The sequence below is a fragment of the Methylobacterium sp. CM6257 genome (assembly GCF_054611515.1).
The window spans coordinates 4,733,408-4,750,747 of record NZ_CM137735.1 but is presented as its reverse complement, the minus strand read 5'-3'; the positions used below and the strand labels follow the sequence as shown (position 1 = coordinate 4,750,747).

General features: G+C 68.7%; 13 protein-coding genes. 5 read left to right on the top strand and 8 right to left on the bottom strand.

Going from position 1 to position 17,340, the window contains the following annotated elements; translation table 11 throughout:
* Positions 1-281: 281 nt before the first annotated feature.
* Positions 282-1,124: a factor-independent urate hydroxylase gene (gene pucL / locus ACYCO6_RS23040; RefSeq protein WP_459763643.1), complete on the bottom strand. Its 843-nt coding sequence runs from the start codon at positions 1,122-1,124 to the stop codon at positions 282-284.
* A 166-nt stretch (positions 1,125-1,290) separates the two neighbouring features.
* On the opposite strand from pucL, the gene ACYCO6_RS23035 reads away from it, so the two are divergent.
* The 4 genes from ACYCO6_RS23035 to guaD are packed head-to-tail and all read left to right on the top strand — an operon-like array spanning position 1,291 to position 7,572.
* Complete coding sequence (locus ACYCO6_RS23035; RefSeq protein ID WP_459763641.1) at positions 1,291-2,130, top strand: FAD binding domain-containing protein; 840 nt, start codon at positions 1,291-1,293, stop codon at positions 2,128-2,130.
* Complete coding sequence (locus tag ACYCO6_RS23030) at positions 2,127-4,862, top strand: molybdopterin-dependent oxidoreductase (protein WP_459763639.1); 2,736 nt, start codon at positions 2,127-2,129, stop codon at positions 4,860-4,862. Before ACYCO6_RS23035 ends, ACYCO6_RS23030 begins: the two co-directional genes overlap by 4 nt.
* Positions 4,862-6,208, top strand: coding sequence for an NCS2 family permease (locus ACYCO6_RS23025; protein WP_459763637.1), 1,347 nt, complete (start codon positions 4,862-4,864; stop codon positions 6,206-6,208). The genes ACYCO6_RS23030 and ACYCO6_RS23025 overlap by 1 nt, the downstream gene beginning before the upstream one ends.
* Positions 6,208-7,572, top strand: coding sequence for a guanine deaminase (gene guaD, locus ACYCO6_RS23020; RefSeq protein ID WP_459763635.1), 1,365 nt, complete (start codon positions 6,208-6,210; stop codon positions 7,570-7,572). The genes ACYCO6_RS23025 and guaD overlap by 1 nt, the downstream gene beginning before the upstream one ends.
* Positions 7,573-7,593: 21 nt before the next feature.
* Here guaD and ACYCO6_RS23015 read toward each other — a convergent pair whose 3' ends face one another.
* The 7 genes from ACYCO6_RS23015 to ACYCO6_RS22985 all read right to left on the bottom strand — a co-directional run bounded on the left by ACYCO6_RS23015 (position 7,594) and on the right by ACYCO6_RS22985 (position 16,806).
* A complete protein-coding gene (locus ACYCO6_RS23015; protein WP_459763633.1) occupies positions 7,594-10,311 on the bottom strand; it encodes an ATP-binding protein in 2,718 nt (905 codons plus the stop codon).
* Positions 10,312-10,561: 250 nt separating this feature from the next.
* Positions 10,562-11,167 carry a K(+)-transporting ATPase subunit C gene (locus ACYCO6_RS23010; RefSeq protein ID WP_459763631.1) on the bottom strand — a complete coding sequence of 202 codons (606 nt, stop codon included), beginning with the start codon at positions 11,165-11,167 and terminating at the stop codon, positions 10,562-10,564.
* A gap of 21 nt (positions 11,168-11,188) precedes the next feature.
* Positions 11,189-13,279, bottom strand: a complete 2,091-nt coding sequence (kdpB, locus tag ACYCO6_RS23005; RefSeq protein WP_459763629.1) for a potassium-transporting ATPase subunit KdpB — start codon at positions 13,277-13,279, stop codon at positions 11,189-11,191.
* 57 nt (positions 13,280-13,336) lie between these two features.
* Complete coding sequence (locus ACYCO6_RS23000) at positions 13,337-13,534, bottom strand: hypothetical protein (RefSeq protein ID WP_459763627.1); 198 nt, start codon at positions 13,532-13,534, stop codon at positions 13,337-13,339.
* A gap of 1 nt (position 13,535) precedes the next feature.
* Complete coding sequence (gene kdpA / locus ACYCO6_RS22995; RefSeq protein ID WP_459763625.1) at positions 13,536-15,251, bottom strand: potassium-transporting ATPase subunit KdpA; 1,716 nt, start codon at positions 15,249-15,251, stop codon at positions 13,536-13,538.
* Positions 15,252-15,273: 22 nt separating this feature from the next.
* Entirely contained in the window at positions 15,274-15,363 is a 90-nt protein-coding gene (locus ACYCO6_RS22990) for a K(+)-transporting ATPase subunit F (protein ID WP_459763623.1), read from the bottom strand.
* Positions 15,364-15,756: 393 nt separating this feature from the next.
* Complete coding sequence (locus ACYCO6_RS22985; RefSeq protein WP_459763621.1) at positions 15,757-16,806, bottom strand: ABC transporter substrate-binding protein; 1,050 nt, start codon at positions 16,804-16,806, stop codon at positions 15,757-15,759.
* A gap of 163 nt (positions 16,807-16,969) precedes the next feature.
* Between ACYCO6_RS22985 and ACYCO6_RS22980 the strand changes: the two genes are divergently transcribed.
* Complete coding sequence (locus ACYCO6_RS22980) at positions 16,970-17,329, top strand: hypothetical protein (RefSeq protein ID WP_459763619.1); 360 nt, start codon at positions 16,970-16,972, stop codon at positions 17,327-17,329.
* The last annotated feature ends 11 nt before the right edge of the window (positions 17,330-17,340 follow it).

The following is a 17,340-nucleotide window of genomic DNA, read 5'->3' as shown; positions in this document are numbered from 1 at the left end:
AGTGCCGATTCAACGGATCTTACAGACACCATAACTATTTCCAAGTGCGGCGGCATGAATACGCGGAAGAAATAGCTTTCGCTTAGGAGTTGCGGTGCCATAATCTAGGTTAGCGTCGGTAGATTCATTGACCGGGCATCCGGTTGCAAGTAGCCTGAAACGTTGCCGGCCTACCAGCGACGGCAGCGGGCAGCCCGATCGGCAGTGGATCACCGGTTCATTCAGAGCCGGGTCTGGCGCCTCCCCTTGCGGTGTTTGCTCGACCCGGAACGTCCACCGTTTCAGCGGTCCCGGCTGATCGTTGCTTCAATCCGGCCATACGGTTCGTCGGTCGGCAAGAAAACGGTGCCCGGATTGCCGAGCCCGAAGGGCCTCAGGTCGATCGGCACGTAGTGCTTGTTGGGCATGACGAAGGTGATCTCGGCGAGTTCTTGTATCGCGGCGAGCGCTGCCTCGCCCATTCGGTACATGCTGTCCTGGACACCTCGGCTGTAGGTCGTCCCGAAGACTTCGAGCACCGTCGAAAGGATCCGCGCGTTGGCGGCCTCGTAATCGGCGGGCTCCGACGACCAGATCCAAGTCGCGTCCATGCTGGTCGCCGCGATACGGTCGTCCGTATCCGGCAGGGTGCGGTAGCGGTCGTCGACGAAGCCGGCCCAGCCCGATTGCGTGGTCTTCATGAACGTGTAGTTGCGCAGACCCGAGCGCAGGATCGTTCCGGCGCGGTCGGCGGAGAGGCCGACATAACCGGTGCCGTTCCCGTCCTTGGTGAAGGTGTGACCGTGCGGCAGGCCCCCGACAGCGTGGCGCAGCCAACGCGTCTCCTCGGCCTCGACGGTGACCGCCTCGATCTGCGGATAGGTATCGAGCAGGACACGCGCGACCGCGGCGACGAAGGCCTCCTTGTCCAGGGAGAGATTCTGCGCCGCCATGAGGTTGACGATGTTCTTGACGCTGTCGGTGGCGATGCAGGCCCGGTTGTCACCCTCAGTCCAGGCGGCATCGAAGCGCCCGGTCATCATCACGGAGAGAGTCAGTTCGCGGGGCGTGTGGTGATCGCCGTCGCGGGCCAGGCGCATCACCCGGACCCGTTCCTTGCCGTAGCGCGAAGCCGTCAGGGCCATGGGGATCTCCGACAGATGGCCGCGAAGTCGCGACCCACGGTGCAGCTTAATGCGGCAGCAACAGCCGTTCCAACGTTGCCCGGATCCGCGGCGACTTGACCGCCACGGCGCACCGGCAGGCATATTGCGAGGCTGAAGCTGCCCGGCATCCGGCCCACGAGGGGGTATGGACCTCAACACGATCGAGACCGTTCTCCGGCCCCGCAGCCGCTCCGAACTGCCCGATTGGCGGGACGGCGACGCGTGGCTCGGGGGCGGGACCTGGCTGTTCTCCGAGCCGCAGCCCGGGATGCGGCGCCTCGTCGATCTCACGAGCCTCGCCTGGTCTCCGCACACGATCGACCCGAATGGTCTGACATTGGCGGCGACCTGCACGATCGCACATCTCGACCGGCTGGAGCTGCCAGCGGCCTGGATCGGCGCGCCCCTGATCGGACTTTGCTGCCGGGCCCTGCTCGGCTCCTTCAAGATCTGGAACGTGGCCACCGTCGGCGGCAATCTGTGCCTGGCGCTGCCGGCAGGGCCGATGATCGCGCTGGCCACCGCCTTGGAAGGCACCTGCGCGATCTGGTCTGCGGATGGCAGCGACCGATGCCTGCCGGTGACGGAGTTCGTCCTCGGACCTCAGCGGAACGCCCTGCGCCCCGGAGAGATCCTGCGCAGCCTGTTCCTGCCGGCCGCCGCCCTCGAACGGCGAGCGGCGTTCCGGCGCATCAGCCTCAGTCCGAACGGCCGCTCCGGGGCGCTGCTGGTAGGCACGCGGGACGCGGCCGGCGCGTTCGCGCTCACCGTCTCGGCCGCAGTAAAGCGCCCGCTCCGTCTGGCCTTCGGGACTCTCCCGGACGACGCCACCCTGGATCGTGCGCTGAAGGACACGATCCCGGACGCGCTCTACCACGATGACGTTCACGGCCAGCCGGACTGGCGGCGGCACATGACCCGGCATCTCGCCCGGTCGATCCGGGATGAGCTCGGCACGCATGGCGCGGAGGAGATCCCGCAATGAGGCTGACCGTCAACGGCTTCGCCCACGAGGGCGAGCCCCGGCCGGGACAGTGCCTGCGCACCTTTCTCCGCGACGCCGGCTGGTTCGGCGTGAAGAAGGGCTGCGACGCGGGCGATTGCGGCGCCTGCACGGTGCATCTCGACGGCGAGCCGGTGCACAGCTGCCTGCTGCCCGCGTTTCGGGCCGAGGGCCGCAGCATCACCACCATCGAGGGACTGGCCGGCCCCTGCCGGCCGCAGGATCAGGTGGCCCCTGGGGTTCATCCCGTGCAGGCCGATTTCCTGGCGGCGCAGGGCTTTCAGTGCGGGTTCTGCACGCCCGGCATGATCATGACGGCAGCGGCCCTCGACCAGAGCCAGCGGCAGGATCTCGGCGCCGCTCTGAAGGGCAACCTCTGCCGCTGCACCGGTTACCGCGCCATCCGGGACGCGATCGCGGGCCGCTCACATACGGATCGGAGCGCCGACGGCGGCGATCCGGTTGGACGCAATCTGCCGGCGCCGGCGGCGCCTCTCATCGTGGCTGGCCGCGCACGCTTCACCTTCGACATGCCCTCCGGCAAGGCACTCCATCTCAAGGTCCTGCGCTCGCCGCACGCCCATGCCCGCATCCTGACGATCGAGACAGGAGCGGCGATGGCCATTCCGGGCGTGGTCGCCGTGCTCACCCATGCGGACGCGCCGCAGCGCCGTTTCTCCACCGGCCGCCATCAGGATCCACGGGACGACGCGGCGGATACGTGCGTCCTCGATCCGGTCCTGCGCTTCGTCGGCCAGCGGGTCGCCGCGGTCGTCGCCGAGACCGAGGCGGCCGCTGAGGCGGGTTGCCGGGCGCTGCGCGTCAGCTACGCGCTCCGCCCGGCCCTCCTCGACCCGGCCGATGCGCTCCTGCCGGACGCGCCGCGCGTTCATGATCCCCGCGATCGGCCGGGAGCGGATGCGCCGCCGCTCGGGAGCCATCCGAACCTCGCAGCCGAGGTGCACGGGGAGGTCGGCGACGTCGAAGCGGGCTTCGCCGCGGCCGACTTCGTCTATGCCGGGACCTTCCGGACCCAGCGGGTGCAGCACGCCGCGCTGGAGACCCATGGCTGCCTCGGCTGGCGCGATCCCGACGGGCGCCTGACGCTCCGCACCAGCAGCCAGGTGCCGTTCCTGACCCGGGACGCCCTGTGCAACCTGTTCGGCCTGGAGCGGGACGCGGTTCGCGTCGTCTGCGGCCGTGTCGGCGGCGGGTTCGGCGGCAAACAGGAGATGCTCACCGAGGATCTCGTGGCGCTCGCCGTGCTGCGCACCGGGCGTCCGGTGCGATGGGAGCTGACCAGGCCGGAGCAGTTCACCGCGACCACAACGCGCCACCCGATGCGGGTCACCGTGAAGGTCGGCGCCCATCGGGACGGCAGGCTCACGGCCATCAGCCTCGACGTCCTCTCCGACACGGGCGCCTACGGCAACCACGCGGGCGGCGTGATCCATCACGGCTGCAACGAGGTGCTGGCCGCCTACGCGTGCCCGAACAAGCGGGTGGACGGCTTCGCGGTCTACACCAACACGGTGCCGGCCGGCGCCTTCCGAGGCTACGGCCTCAGCCAGACGATCTTCGCCCTGGAATCGGCCCTCGACGAGATCGCCCGCGGCCTCGGCATCGACCCGTTCGACCTGCGCCGGATCAACGCCGTGAAACCCGGCGACGCGATGGTGTCGAACAGCTTGGAGCCGCACGACGTGGTGTTCGGCAGCTACGGGCTCGACCGGTGCCTGACGCTGGTGCAGGAGGCCCTGCGCGCCGATCCCGGGGCCGATCCGGAGCCGGGCTGGCGCGTCGGCACCGGTATGGCGATGGCGATGATCGATACCATTCCCCCGCGCGGCCACTTCGCCGACGCGCGGGTGAGCCTGGACGCGGATGGCGCCTACACCGTGCATGTCGGCACCGCCGAGTTCGGCAACGGCACCAGCACGGTGCATCGGCAGATCGCGGCCTCGGCCCTGCGTGCCGAACCGGACCAGGTCTGCGTCGCGGGGGCCGATACGGATGCAGTCGGCCACGATACGGGAGCCTATGGCAGCACCGGTACCGTTGTGGCCGGCCTCGCGACGCTCCGTGCCGCCGAGGCGCTCGCCGAACGGATCCGGAACCGGGCGGCGCAGCTGCGCGATGTCGATCCCTCGGCCTGCCGCCTCTCCGATGGATCGGTCGAGACGCCGCGCGGTCCCGTGGCGCTCGCCGCGCTTGGCCCTCTTGAGGCGCGGGGTCGCGCCGACGGCAGCCCGCGCTCGGTGGCGTTCAACGTCCAGGCCTTCCGGGTGGCGGTCCATCCGGTGAGCGGCGAAGTCCGCATCCTCCGGAGCATCCATGCCGCCGATGCCGGCCGAGTGATCAACCCGATGCAGTGCCGAGGCCAGGTCGAGGGCGGCGTCGCCCAGGCGATCGGAGCCGCGCTGTACGAGGATTTCCGCATCGACGCGGACGGCCGGGTCGTCACGCAGACATTCCGCGACTATCACATCCCGGCCTGCGCGGACGTGCCGGACACCGAGGTCCTGTTCGCCGAGACCCACGATAGCATCGGGCCGCTCGGTGCCAAGTCGATGAGCGAATCGCCGTACAATCCGGTCGCAGCGGCCCTCGGCAACGCCATCCGCGACGCGACGGGCACCCGGCTCACCGCCACTCCCTTCGCGGCCGACAGGATCTACCGGGCCGTGGCGGCCGGGCGAGGCGGGGAGCCGTGATGGACATGAAGCGCGACGCGGCGGTGCCCGATCAGGGCACCGTCGGTTTCCTGGAGCGCACCTTCCGGCTCGCCGAGCATGGGACGAGCGTGCGCACCGAGTTGCTGGCAGGCCTGACCACCTTTCTGACGATGGCCTACATCGTCTTCATCAATCCCAGCATCCTGGCCGATGCCGGCGTGCCCCGGGGCGCGGTGTTCGTGGCGACCTGCCTCGTCTCGGCGCTCGGCTCCATGATCATGGCGCTTTATGCCAACTACCCGATCGCCCTGGCGCCCGGGATGGGGCTCAACGCCTACTTCACCTACGTCGTGGTCCAGGGTCTGGGCTTCTCCTGGCAGGCGGCCCTCGGCGCGGTGTTCATCTCGGGTCTCTGCTTCCTGACTGTCACCCTGACGGGCCTTCGCGCGCTCATCGTCGACGGCATCCCGCGCTCGATGCGCATCGCCATCACGGTCGGGATCGGCCTTTTCCTGGCAATCATCGCGCTCAAGAACGCCGGTCTGATCGCGGCGAGTCCGGCGACCTTCGTCACCCTGGGCGACCTGCACAAGCCCGAGGTCGTTCTGGCAGTGATCGGCTTCCTGATGGTCGCGGTCCTCTCCGTCCGGAAGGTGCGGGCGGCGCTGCTCGCCAGTATCCTCACGGTTACGGCCCTGAGCTTCATCTTCGCCGGCAACACCTTCCAGGGCATCGTCTCCCTGCCGCCCTCGATCGCCCCGACCCTGTTCGCCCTCGACATCAAGAGTGCCCTGTCGGGGGGCCTCATCAACGTCATCCTGGTCCTGTTCCTGGTCGAGCTGTTCGATGCCACCGGCACGCTGATGGGCGTCGCGAACCGCGCCGGCCTGCTGACCGAGGGGCGGATGCAGCGCCTCGACCGGGCGCTGATGGCGGATTCCGTCTCGGTCTTCGCCGGCTCATTGCTCGGCACATCCAGCACGACCGCCTATCTGGAAAGCGCCTCCGGCGTGGAGGAGGGCGGTCGTACCGGCCTCACCGCCGCCACCGTAGCGGTGTTGTTCCTGGCCTGCTTGTTCTTCGCCCCGCTGGCCGGCGCTGTCCCACCCTACGCCACGGCGCCGGCCCTGTTCTACGTCGCGTGCCTGATGCTGCGCGAGCTGGTCGAACTCGATTGGGACGATCTCACCGAGGTGATCCCGGCCTGCGTGACGGCGCTGCTCATGCCCTTCACCTACTCGATCGCCACCGGCGTCTCCTTCGGCTTCATCACCTACGCAGTGCTGAAGCTGCTCTCCGGCCGCGGGCGGGACGTAAAGCCGGTCGTCTGGGTGATCGCGGGCCTCTTCCTGTTCAAGTTCATCGAGACCGGCGGGGCGCATTGATGGCCGGGAGCTCTTTGGCCGGCCCGGGGCGGCTTGCGGCGCTCCGCGGACGCAGCGCGAGCCTCACCGGCAACCCGTTCCTCTCGGAAGGGGTGCTCGATCACATCGCAGACGCCCTGATCCTGATCGAGGATGGACGGATCGCGGCCGTCGGTCCCTATGCCGATCTGATCGGCCGGTTGCCGGACGGCGTATCGGTGGCGGAATACGCGGACGCCCTGATCCTGCCGGGGCTGATCGACACCCACGTCCACTACCCGCAACTCCAGGTAATCGCGAGCTACGGCGAACAGTTGCTGGCCTGGCTCGACAAGTACACCTTTCCGGCCGAGCTGGAATTCGCCGATCAAGCCCATGCGGAGCGGGTGGCGAAGCTGTTCTTCCGCGAGATCCTGGGCGCCGGCACAACGACGGCGGCGGTCTACTGCACGGTCCATCCCGGGTCGGTCGAGGCATTCTTCGCGGAATCCGAGCGGTTCAACACCCGCATGATCGCCGGCAAGGTCCTGATGGACCGCAACGCGCCGGAGGCACTGCGCGACACGGCCCAGCGCGGCTACGACGAGAGCAAGGCGCTCATCGCGCGCTGGCACGGACGGGGGCGCCAGCTCTACGCCGTGACGCCGCGTTTCGCCCCCGCCTGCACGCAGGCGCAGCTCGATGCGGCCGGCGCGCTGCTGACGGAGTACGCGGATGTCTATCTGCAGACCCACCTGTGCGAGACCACCGATGAGGTCGCCTGGGTAAGGGACCTGTTTCCCGACCGGGCGAGCTACCTCGACGTCTATGCCCGATCCGGCCTCGTCGGGCCGCGCTCGGTCTTCGGTCACGCGATCCACGTCAGCGAGAACGATCTCTGCACCTGTCACGCCGCCGGGGCGGCTCTGGCCCATTGCCCGACCTCGAACGGCTTCCTCGGCAGCGGTCTGTTCCGCCTGTTCGATGCGCTGGAGCCCCGGCGGCCGGTGCGCGTGGGGCTCGGCACCGATGTCGGGGCCGGAACCACGTTGTCGCTTCTGAAGACGTTGGGCGATGCCTACAAGGTCGCGGCCCTGAACGGGACCAAGCTCGACGCGCTGCGTGCGTTCTGGCTCGCGACGCTTGGCGGCGCCGAAGCCCTGCGCCTGGACGACCGGATCGGCCGGATCGCCCCCGGATACGAGGCGGATCTCTGCGTTCTCGACTTGGCGGCGACCCCGCTGCTCGGGTTCCGCACGGGCACCTGCCGGGACATCGAGGAGCTGCTGTTCGTCCTGATGATCCTCGGCGATCACCGCACGGTTCGGGCGACCTGGGTTGCCGGGGAATGCGTCTACGACAACCGACGCTCCGGCGACCCGCTCCGCTATCCGCCTTCTGCCTGAGCTGGATTCCGACGGGCTCCTTCAGGCGGCGATATCCTTGGTGGCGGTCGGAACCGGGACGGGGAGGGTGATCGTGAAGCAGGCGCCGCTCCGGTCGCGCCGGTTGCCGGCCGTGACGGTGCCGCCCATCGCCTCGACGAAGCCCCGGGAGATGGAGAGGCCCAGGCCGGTGCCGGCACGGACCCGATCACCCTTCCGGGCGCGGTAGAACTTGTCGAACACCCGCTCGATGTCGGCCTCCGCCAGGCCGTCGCCCTCGTCGAGTACCACGAGGTGAACCCTGTCGCCTTCGCGCCGCGCTTGGATCGTCACCGTCGAGCCCGCGGGAGCATATTTGGCGGCGTTGTCGAGAAGGTTGACCAGCACCTGTTCGAACAGGACCGGGTCCAGAAGCAGCGCCGGCAGGTCGGGGGCGACCTCCACGGCGACCCGATGATCAGCCAGAACCTTCGAGATGCGCCGGAGGGCGGTGTCGACGGTCTCGGCGAGGTCCTGCGCGGAAAGGTTCGGCACTACCGCGCCCGCCTCCAGGCGGGTCATGTCGAGCAGGTTGGCGATGAAGCGGTTGAGCCGCTCTGATTCCGCGATGATCGTCCCCAGCAGATCCGCCTTGGCCTCGGGCGGCAGAGCCGCGTCGAGATCGCGCAGCGTGCTCGCCGCTCCCAGGACGGATGCGAGCGGCGTCCTGAGATCGTGGCTGATCGAGGTAAGCAGCGCCTGGCGCAGACGATCTGTCTCGGCGGCGCGCTCGGCGCGGTCGAGATCTTCGACCAGACGCACCCGCTCGACGGCGAGCGCCGCCATATCGGCGAGCGCGTCGAGCAGGCGACGATCCTCCGGCGTGAGGATCGGCCCGGACCCGTCCCCATCGAGACCGATCACTCCGATCGTGCCGCGACCGGTCCGCATGGGCAGGAACAGGCGCCGGGCACCCGGCAGCGTGTCGGCGCCGCGGCCGGCTGGCCGATCGTTGTCGAAGGCCCATTGCGCCGCCGCCACGTCGGCCTCCTCCAGCCTGTCCTCGGGCGGGTAGCCGGCCTGGACGGTGACGATCTTGCCCTCGGGCAGGAGGACGACGACGCGCACCTTCAGCATCGCCGCCACCTGCGCACAGGTGGCCCAGAGCACGTCGTCGAGGGTGCCGCAGGCGGCGAGTTTGCGAGAGAAGCCGAAGAGCCGCTCGGTCGTGCGCGCACGGCCCTGGCTGACCACCGCTACCCGGCGGGCGCGGGACGCCAAGTTCGAGACCAGCACGGCCACCAGGGTGAAGAGCAGGAAGGCGGCGACGTTGGTCGGATCGGCGATGGTGAAGGTGTAGACGGGCGGCAGGAAGAAGAAGTTGTAGGCTAGTGACGCTGCCATGACAGCGGCCAGCGCCGGCCCGAGCCCCCAGCGCACGGCAACCGTCACGACGGCGGTCAGCAGGAACAGGTCGGCGTTCTCCACGCCCGCATAGGGTTCGGCCAGGATCGCGGCGGCGAGGCCGGCCACGATCACCGCCATCGCGCCGCCATAGGGCCACGCATCGAAGCCGGATCGCGGAGCGGCCATCGTGATCGCCCGGCGCGGCGGATGGTCCACCGGGACGGCTTCGCCAGGAACGACGTGAACGCTGATGTTGCCGCTGCGGCGCACGAGGTCGTGCACCACCGATCCGTTGATCAGCTCGAAGAACCACGACCGGTTCGCCTTGCCGACTACGATGTGGTTCACGTTGGCCGAGCGGGCATAGGTGAGCACGTCGTCGGCGATCCGTCGGCCGCCCGGCAGGGTGACGGCATCGCCCCCGAGCCGGTCGGCGAGGCGCAGGGCCTCGGCGATCCGGTCGCGCTCCGTCTCGCTCGAGGCAGCCGCGCGCGCACCCTCGATGGAGAGGGCCGTCCAAGGTGCGTGCAGGCGGTCGGCAAGCCGCTTGGCGTAGCGCACGAGGCCGGCTGAGCGCGGATCCTCGTTCACGCAGACCAGTACCCGCTCGCCCGCCGCCCAGGGGCCGGCGATGGCGTTGGCCCGCATGTGGCTGAGCAGCTCGTCATCGACCCGGTCGGCCGTGCGCCTGAGCGCCAATTCCCGGAGTGCCGTCAGGTTGCCGCGGGAGAAGTAGTGCTTCAGGGCGCGCTCGGCATGGGTCGGGACGTAGACCTTGCCGTCCTTCAGGCGCTGGATCAGGTCGTCGGGATTGAGATCGACCACCTCGATGTCGTCGGCCCGGTCGAGGACTCCGTCCGGCACGGTCTCGCGCACCCGGATGCGGGTGATCGAGGCGACCACGTCGTTGAGGCTCTCGACGTGCTGGATGTTGAGGGTGGTCAGGACGTCGATGCCCGCGTCGAGCAGTTCCTCGACGTCCTGGTATCGCTTCGGGTGGCGCGAACCCGGCGCGTTGGTGTGGGCGAGTTCGTCGACCAGCGCCAGGGCCGGCCGGCGGGCGAGCAGCGCGTCGAGGTCCATCTCCTCCAGGACGGTGCCGTGATACGGCACGGGCCGCCGTGGGATCACTTCGAAACCGTCGAGCAGGGCCTCGGTCTCGGCCCGATCGTGCGTCTCCACGACGCCCACCACGACGTCGGTCCCGGCCTTCAGACGGGCGCGACCGATGGTCAGCATCTCGTAAGTCTTGCCGACGCCCGGGGCGGCGCCGAGGAAGACCTTGAGCCGACCGCGCGTCCGCTCCTCCCGGCGCGCCGCTTCGAGAAGCGCATCGGGGGAGGGACGGTTCGGGTCGCGGCCGAGTTCGGGCATGATCCTCGTCTCAGGGCCTGTTGGACTCAGGCGTTCCCATCCGCGCCCTCATCCTGAGATGCCGGAGCGTAGCGGAGGCCTCGACGGAAACTTGCAGCCGGCCGCGCGATCCCTGGCGGGCTCCTTTGAGGCTCACTCCGCTCGCACCTCAGGATGAGGGCGTGGATCGGACGTGTCCACACGTCACGGTGCGGCTATGCCTAGCCCGGGGCGGGATCGTGGTTCAGCCCAGGTACGGTCACCGCGTCGCTCAATGACGGGCGAGATCGTCGAGGGCGAGGTTCAGCGCCAGGACGTTGACGCGGGGCTCGCCCAGGATGCCGAACGTTCGGCCCTCGATGCGGGCGGTCACGAGGTCGCGCAGCTTGTCCTCCGGGATGTTGCGGGCCTTGGCAACGCGGGGAACCTGAAAAAATGCAGCCTCCGGCGAGATGTCGGAGTCGAGGCCGGACCCGCTGGTCGTCACGAGATCGACCGGCACTGGGGCATTCGCGTTCTCGGCCTTCAGCGCGTCGAGGTCGCCCTTCACCCGCTCGGCCAGCGCCGCGCTCGTCGGGCCGAGATTCGAGCCGGAGGAATTGGCTGCGTTGTAGGGTGCCGGTACTGTCTTTGAGGCATCGGCGGGATCCGGTGCGGTGGTGGCCGAGGGCCGCCCGTGGAAGTAGCCGGCACCGGTGAAGTTCTGGCCGATCAGACTGGAGCCGATGATTGTGCCGTCGCGCTCGATCAGGCTGCCGGCGGCCTTGGCGGGGAACAAGACGCCGGCGAGGCCCGTCATGGCGAGCGGGTAGACGATGCCGGTGATCACCGTGAGCGCGGTGAGCAGGACCAGGGCGGGGCGAAGCTGTGTGAGCATTGCGGGTCTCCGAGGACCGGTTCAGGCGAGGCGGAGGGCGGAGACGGCGAGGTCTATGGCCTTGATGCCGATGAACGGGACAAGGACGCCACCGAGCCCGTAGATCAGGAGGTTGCGCCGCAGCAGCGCGGCCGCGCCGACAGCCCGGTAGGTGACGCCCCGCAAGGCCAGCGGGATCAGCGCCACGATAATCAGCGCGTTGAAGATGATCGCCGACAGGATCGCGCTCTGCGGCGAGGCGAGATGCATCACGTTGAGGGCCTGCAGCTGCGGGTAGAGGCCCAGGAACATCGCCGGGATGATGGCGAAATACTTGGCCACGTCGTTGGCGATCGAGAAGGTCGTCAGCGCGCCGCGGGTCATCAGCAGCTGCTTGCCGATGCCGACGATCTCGATGAGCTTGGTCGGATCGCTGTCGAGATCGACCATGTTGCCGGCCTCGCGCGCCGCGACCGTGCCAGTGTTCATGGCGACGCCGACATCGGCCTGCGCCAAGGCGGGAGCGTCATTGGTGCCGTCGCCGCACATGGCGACGAGCTTGCCGTCTGCCTGCTCGTTGCGGATCAGGGCGAGCTTGTCCTCCGGGGTGGCCTGGGCGAGGAAGTCGTCGACACCCGCCTCAGCCGCGATGGCCGCGGCGGTGAGTGGGTTGTCCCCGGTGATCATCACGGTGCGGATGCCCATCTGGCGCAGCTCCACGAAGCGCTCGCGGATGCCGCCCTTCACGACGTCCTTCAGGTAGACGACACCGAGCAGACGCCCGTCGTGGGCCACCGCGAGCGGCGTGCCGCCGGCCTTGCCGATCGCCTCGGCGATGGCCCGAACTTCTGCCGCGGCCTCGGTCTCGACGGCCGGTTGGTAGGCGAGCGCCGCGCTGGATCCGCGGCTGGGGGCCGGCTGGCCGGAGAGCGCTGCGATCACCGCATCCACTGCACCCTTGCGGATGGAGGCGAAGTCGAGGTCCACGCCGGACATGCGCGACTGTGCGGTGAACGGCACGAAGGTGGCGTTGAGCCCCGCCATGTCGCGGGCGCGAATGCCGTACTTCTCCTTGGCGAGCACCACGATGGACCGGCCCTCCGGGGTCTCGTCCGCCAGGGAGGCGAGCTGCGCCGCGTCGGCCAGCTCCCTCTCCGAGACGCCGCGCACGGGCCGGAACTCGGTAGCCTGACGGTTGCCGAGCGTGATCGTGCCGGTCTTATCGAGGAGCAGCGTGTCGACGTCGCCCGCCGCCTCGACGGCGCGGCCCGACATGGCCAGTACGTTGAAGCGCACAAGCCGGTCCATGCCGGCGATGCCGATCGCCGAGAGCAGCGCGCCGATGGTCGTCGGGATCAGCGTGACGAACAGGGCGACCAGCACGATCACGGGGATCGCGCCGCCCGCGTAGCTCGCGAAGCTCGGGATCGAGGCCACCGCGAAGACGAACACGAGGGTCAGGCCCGCGAGCAGGATGTTCAGGGCGATCTCGTTCGGCGTCTTCTGCCGGGAGGCGCCCTCGACCAGCGCGATCATGCGGTCGACGAAGGTCGAGCCGGCCGCGGCGGTGATGCGGACCTTGATGGCGTCGGAGAGCACCTGCGTGCCGCCGGTCACCGCCGAGCGGTCGCCGCCGGATTCGCGGATCACCGGGGCGGATTCGCCCGTGATGGCGGCCTCGTTCACCGAAGCCACGCCCTCGATCACCTCGCCGTCGGAGGGGATCAGGTCACCGGCCTCGACCAGCACGACATCGCCGACCTTGAGGGAGGTGCCGGGCACCATCTCGTAGGTCCGGCCCGGCCCCTTGAGGCGCTTGGCGGTCATCTCCGTGCGGGTGCGCCGCAGGCTGTCAGCCTGGGCCTTGCCGCGGCCCTCGGCGAGCGCCTCAGCGAAGTTGGCGAAGATCAGGGTAAACCACAGCCAGAGGATGATCTGGCCGGAGAAGGCGAGGTCGCTGCCGCCGGTGAGGAGGTCGCGGGCGAACAGGATGGTGGTGAGGGCAGCCACGGCTTCGACCACGAACATGACCGGGTTGCGGATCATGGCACGGGGGTCGAGTTTCCTGACGGAGCCGATGAGGGCCGGCGCGACCAGGGCGGCGCTGAACAGGGATGCGGTCTTGCGGGACATGATGGTGTGTCCGGAGGGGTGCGGGTGGCCCGGCGCGGCGCGCGGGGCGCTGTCGTGTCAGGGGACGATCGTGGCGGCGGTCAGCGCGTAGGCCGCCAGCAGGGCGAAGCCGCCGAGCAGCACGATGCTGAGGAGCGCCAGCACGAGGTTCGAGGTCCGCAGGGGCGGGGCCCCGGCGCGTCCGCGCCGTTGCGGCTGCCGGTGCAGGACGCGGTGGTGGCGTGGCAGGCGCCGGGCGGGGAGGGCGCGCGGCATCTCAGCCCCCCGTCGCGAAGGTCTGGCCAGCCGCACCCGCGAGGTGCTCGACCACGGGGCCGAGCGCCAAGGACGGGAAAAAGGTCAAACCGCCGATGATCAGGATCACGCCGACGAGGAGCCCGACGAACAGGCCGCCATGCGTCGGGAACGTGCCCGCGGAGGCCGGCACCATTTTCTTGGCCGCGAGCGAGCCCGCGATGGCCAGAACCGGGATCTTCACGAAGAACCGGCCGACCAGCATGCCGATGCCCAGCGTGCTGTTGTAGAACAGCGTATTGGCTGTCAGCCCGCCGAACGCCGAGCCGTTGTTGGCCGCCGCCGACGTGTAGGCGTACAGGATCTCGGTGAAGCCGTGCGGGCCGGCATTGGCCGGCCCGGCAAGGCCCGCCGGCAGCACGGTCGCCAGGGCGGTGAAGCCCAGCATCATCAGCGGCAGGCACAGGATCCCGAGCATGGCCATCTTCACCTCCTTCGCCTCGATCTTCTTGCCGAGGTACTCGGGGGTGCGACCGACCATCAGGCCCGCCACGAAGATCGCCACGATCACGAAGATCAGCATGCCGTAGAGGCCGGCGCCGACACCGCCGATGATGATCTCGCCGAGCTGCATGTTGAGCAGCGGGATCAGGCCGCCGAGCGCCGTGAACGAGTCGTGCATGGCGTTGACGGCGCCGCAGGAGGCCGCCGTGGTGATCACCGCGAACAGCGCAGAGGCTGCGATGCCGAAGCGGGTCTCCTTGCCCTCCATGTTGCCGCCGGTCAGCCCGAAGCTGTTCAGGACGGAGCTGCCGTTGGCCTCGGCCCAGTAGGTGACGAAGACACCCGCGAGGAACAGGATTCCCATGGCGCCGAGGATCGCCCAGCCCTGGCGCTCGTCGCCGACCAGACGGCCGAAGACGTTGGTGAGTGCGGCGCCGATCACGAAGATCGAGACCATCTGGACGAAGTTCGACAGGGCGGTGGGGTTCTCGAACGGGTGCGCGGCGTTGGCGTTGAAGAAGCCGCCGCCGTTGGTGCCGAGCATCTTGATCGCCACCTGGCTCGCCACCGGCCCGAGCGCGATCGTCTGCTTGGCGCCCTCCAGCGTTGTGGCGTCGACGTAAACGCCGAGCGTCTGCGGTATGCCCTGCCAGACCAGGAACAGCGTGTAGGGCACGCAGATCGGCAGGAGCACATAGAGGGTCGCCCGGGTCACATCGACCCAGAACGACCCGATCGTGCCGGACGACGCGCGGGCGAAGCCGCGGATCAGCGCCACCGCCACCGCGATGCCGGTCGCCGCCGAGAGAAAGTTCTGGTGCGTCAGCCCCAGCATTTGAGACAGGTACGAGAGCGTGGTCTCGCCGCCGTAGGACTGCCAGTTGGTGTTGGTGATGAAGCTGGTCGACGTGTTGAAGGCGAGGTCCGGCGCCACGGGGGCCTGATCGGCCGGGTTGAGCGGCAGGAAAGCCTGTAGCCGCAGGATCGCGTAGAGCACCGCGAACCCCAGCACGTGGAACAGGATCACGGCGCCTGTGTAGGCAAGCCAGTGCTGCTCCTGCCGGGCGTCGATGCCCGACATGCGGTAGAGCTGGCGCTCGACGGGGCCGAGCACGGGCGAGAGAAGGGTGCGCTGTCCAGTGAAGACGCGGGTCATGTAGGACCCGAGGGGCTTCACGAGCGCCAGAACGATCGCGCCGTAGAGCGCGATCTGGATCCAGCCGTTGAGGGTCATAGGGGAAGGTCCGTCAGGCCGCTCAGAACCGCTCGGGGCGGACGAGGGCGTAGCTGAGGTAGACGAGGAGGCCGGCGGTCACGCAGGCGCCGAGGGCGAGGTCGAGGGTCATGGCGGCCTCTCTCAGAGCCGCTCGCACAGGACGGCATAGCCGGCCGAGGCGGCGAAGAAGGCGAGCGCCCCCGCGAGGAAGACGATGTCGAGCATGATGAGCGCGTCCGGTTCGGCGGACCGGCTGCGGTGACTCCGCGCCCGGCCTTGGCCAGCCGGGACAGTGGCCCCGAACCGCGTTAGGGTTCGAGACAGGGGCGGGGCGGATCTTATAAGGGCCGCGTTAAGATGGGGCTGGCGCCGCCGTCATGGCGAGCGAAGCGAAGCAATTTGCGGCGGCGCCTAAGCGTGCAGGCGTCGCCTTGCCCTGGGTCACTTCGCTGCGCTCGTGATGATCGAGCGGGCCTCGGTAACCGGAGTTCCGGCAGAAAATCGACGGGCCGCCCGGATGCTCTCAGCTTCCGGGGAGATCGTGGACCTCGTCGAAGAAGAACTCTTTCCAGCTGGTCGGCTTCTGCTTGATGTAGCCGGCGCGGGAGAAGAACTGGGCCGCCGGAAGCAGATTGCTGGGGGCTGCTGAATACACCATGCCCGGCCGCGCGATGAGGCCGGCGAGCGTTTCGGCGGAGATGCTCTCCTTGTTGACCTCGAGGTAGATGTCTGCCGCCGCGCGCTTGTCCTTCTCGATGAAGGCGATGGCTTCCTTGATGGCCCCGACGAACGCCGTGATGATTTTGGGATTGGCGTCGTGGAACGCCGTCGTGCTGTAGACGCAGCCGTTCGTGATCGGTCCGCCCATCACCGCGACGGAGTCGAGGACCTCGTGGACGTCCGGCATGGCCAGCTCCTGATCCTGGTAGGGCGGCTGGGAGAAATGCGCGGTGACGCCGTTGTTCTTGTTCTGAAGCGCGATCATCGCGTCGGGATGCCCCATGCCGACCGTCATCGCGTTGAACTTCTCCAGAGCCCCGGCGCCGAATTGCTTCTCCACGGCGATTCCCAGCACCGCCGGCTGCGTCCCGACCCGGATGGTCGGGACTGCGATTCGGTCCGACGGCCCGAAATCGGCCAGCGTCTTCACCTTGGGATTGTTGGTAACGAGCTTCATCGGCAGGGCGCCGGTCGCCACGACACCCCGGACCCGCCCCCCCGTCTTGCCCCACATGATCAGCATGTTGGGGCCGCCGCTGATGACCATGTCGACGCCACTGGACAGCAGGGCGTCATTGCTCGCCCCGCCATTGGTCAACCGCGTCCATGTCACACGCAGGTTGTCGATCCCGGCGGCCTGGGCGTGTTTCTCCACGAGGCCGAGCTTCTCAGCGATCACGGCGGGCAGATAAGACAGGCCCGGCTGCTTCGCGATGCGCAGCTCGCTCGCTTCCGCCCGCGCGGCGCTGGACCGGATCAGGGGCGCTCCCAGGGCGGCCGCCGAGACGCCGAGTTGGAGGAGCGTTCGCCGGGTGGAGCCGCCGGACGCTGTCTTCCTGTTGCCGAAACGCATTGGGCCCCCGTACGGGATTGATGAACCCGACCGGTCTTTCCGGCCGAACCGTGCGGGAGGCTACTTCAGGACCGCGTTGGCGGGTAGCGGGATTTGGTATCCCAGAGAAGCGATTGAGTTTACTTCCGGTTTTCTGTCACTCGGCGCGTTTCGAGTCGCCACCGTGATCGACGCCAAAACCGGCATCTCCGGTGCGGGCCGGGGCGGTGCCGACAACAGGTTCGGTTACGCTGAGAGCAACGAGAAGTTGGTGCCGTACGGCCCGCTCAAGCACGTCCACATGTCCGCGATTGCCAAGACGATCGAGTGGCTGAGCGGCGGCAGCGCCGGCGGATTGGTGTTCACGCCGCGCTTGGCCGCGCTCCCGCGGTACGTTCCGCGATGGGCGGATTTCGGAACGTGCTGGCATCGTGTGCTGTCGTCGGAAGCTTTACGCTTGACTGTGAAGACAGCGGGACAGCCTCTCGGGCGTCCTGCTGCCACCACATGCAATCTGCCCACCGTCGCGCTCGATCTACCGTAATCTTGACTTCG

What these genes read in the sequence shown, in the direction of transcription:
- ACYCO6_RS23010 (WP_459763631.1), bottom strand. Translation starts at nt 11,167, where the DNA reads ATGCTCACACAGCTTCGCCCCGCCCTGGTCCTGCTCACCGCGCTCACG.
- pucL (WP_459763643.1), bottom strand. Translation starts at nt 1,124, where the DNA reads ATGGCCCTGACGGCTTCGCGCTACGGCAAGGAACGGGTCCGGGTGATG.
- ACYCO6_RS23015 (WP_459763633.1), bottom strand. Translation starts at nt 10,311, where the DNA reads ATGCCCGAACTCGGCCGCGACCCGAACCGTCCCTCCCCCGATGCGCTT.
- ACYCO6_RS23000 (WP_459763627.1), bottom strand. Translation starts at nt 13,534, where the DNA reads ATGCCGCGCGCCCTCCCCGCCCGGCGCCTGCCACGCCACCACCGCGTC.
- kdpA (WP_459763625.1), bottom strand. Translation starts at nt 15,251, where the DNA reads ATGACCCTCAACGGCTGGATCCAGATCGCGCTCTACGGCGCGATCGTT.
- kdpB (WP_459763629.1), bottom strand. Translation starts at nt 13,279, where the DNA reads ATGTCCCGCAAGACCGCATCCCTGTTCAGCGCCGCCCTGGTCGCGCCG.
- ACYCO6_RS22990 (WP_459763623.1), bottom strand. Translation starts at nt 15,363, where the DNA reads ATGACCCTCGACCTCGCCCTCGGCGCCTGCGTGACCGCCGGCCTCCTC.
- ACYCO6_RS23035 (WP_459763641.1), top strand. Translation starts at nt 1,291, where the DNA reads ATGGACCTCAACACGATCGAGACCGTTCTCCGGCCCCGCAGCCGCTCC.
- ACYCO6_RS23030 (WP_459763639.1), top strand. Translation starts at nt 2,127, where the DNA reads ATGAGGCTGACCGTCAACGGCTTCGCCCACGAGGGCGAGCCCCGGCCG.
- ACYCO6_RS23025 (WP_459763637.1), top strand. Translation starts at nt 4,862, where the DNA reads ATGGACATGAAGCGCGACGCGGCGGTGCCCGATCAGGGCACCGTCGGT.
- guaD (WP_459763635.1), top strand. Translation starts at nt 6,208, where the DNA reads ATGGCCGGGAGCTCTTTGGCCGGCCCGGGGCGGCTTGCGGCGCTCCGC.
- ACYCO6_RS22985 (WP_459763621.1), bottom strand. Translation starts at nt 16,806, where the DNA reads ATGCGTTTCGGCAACAGGAAGACAGCGTCCGGCGGCTCCACCCGGCGA.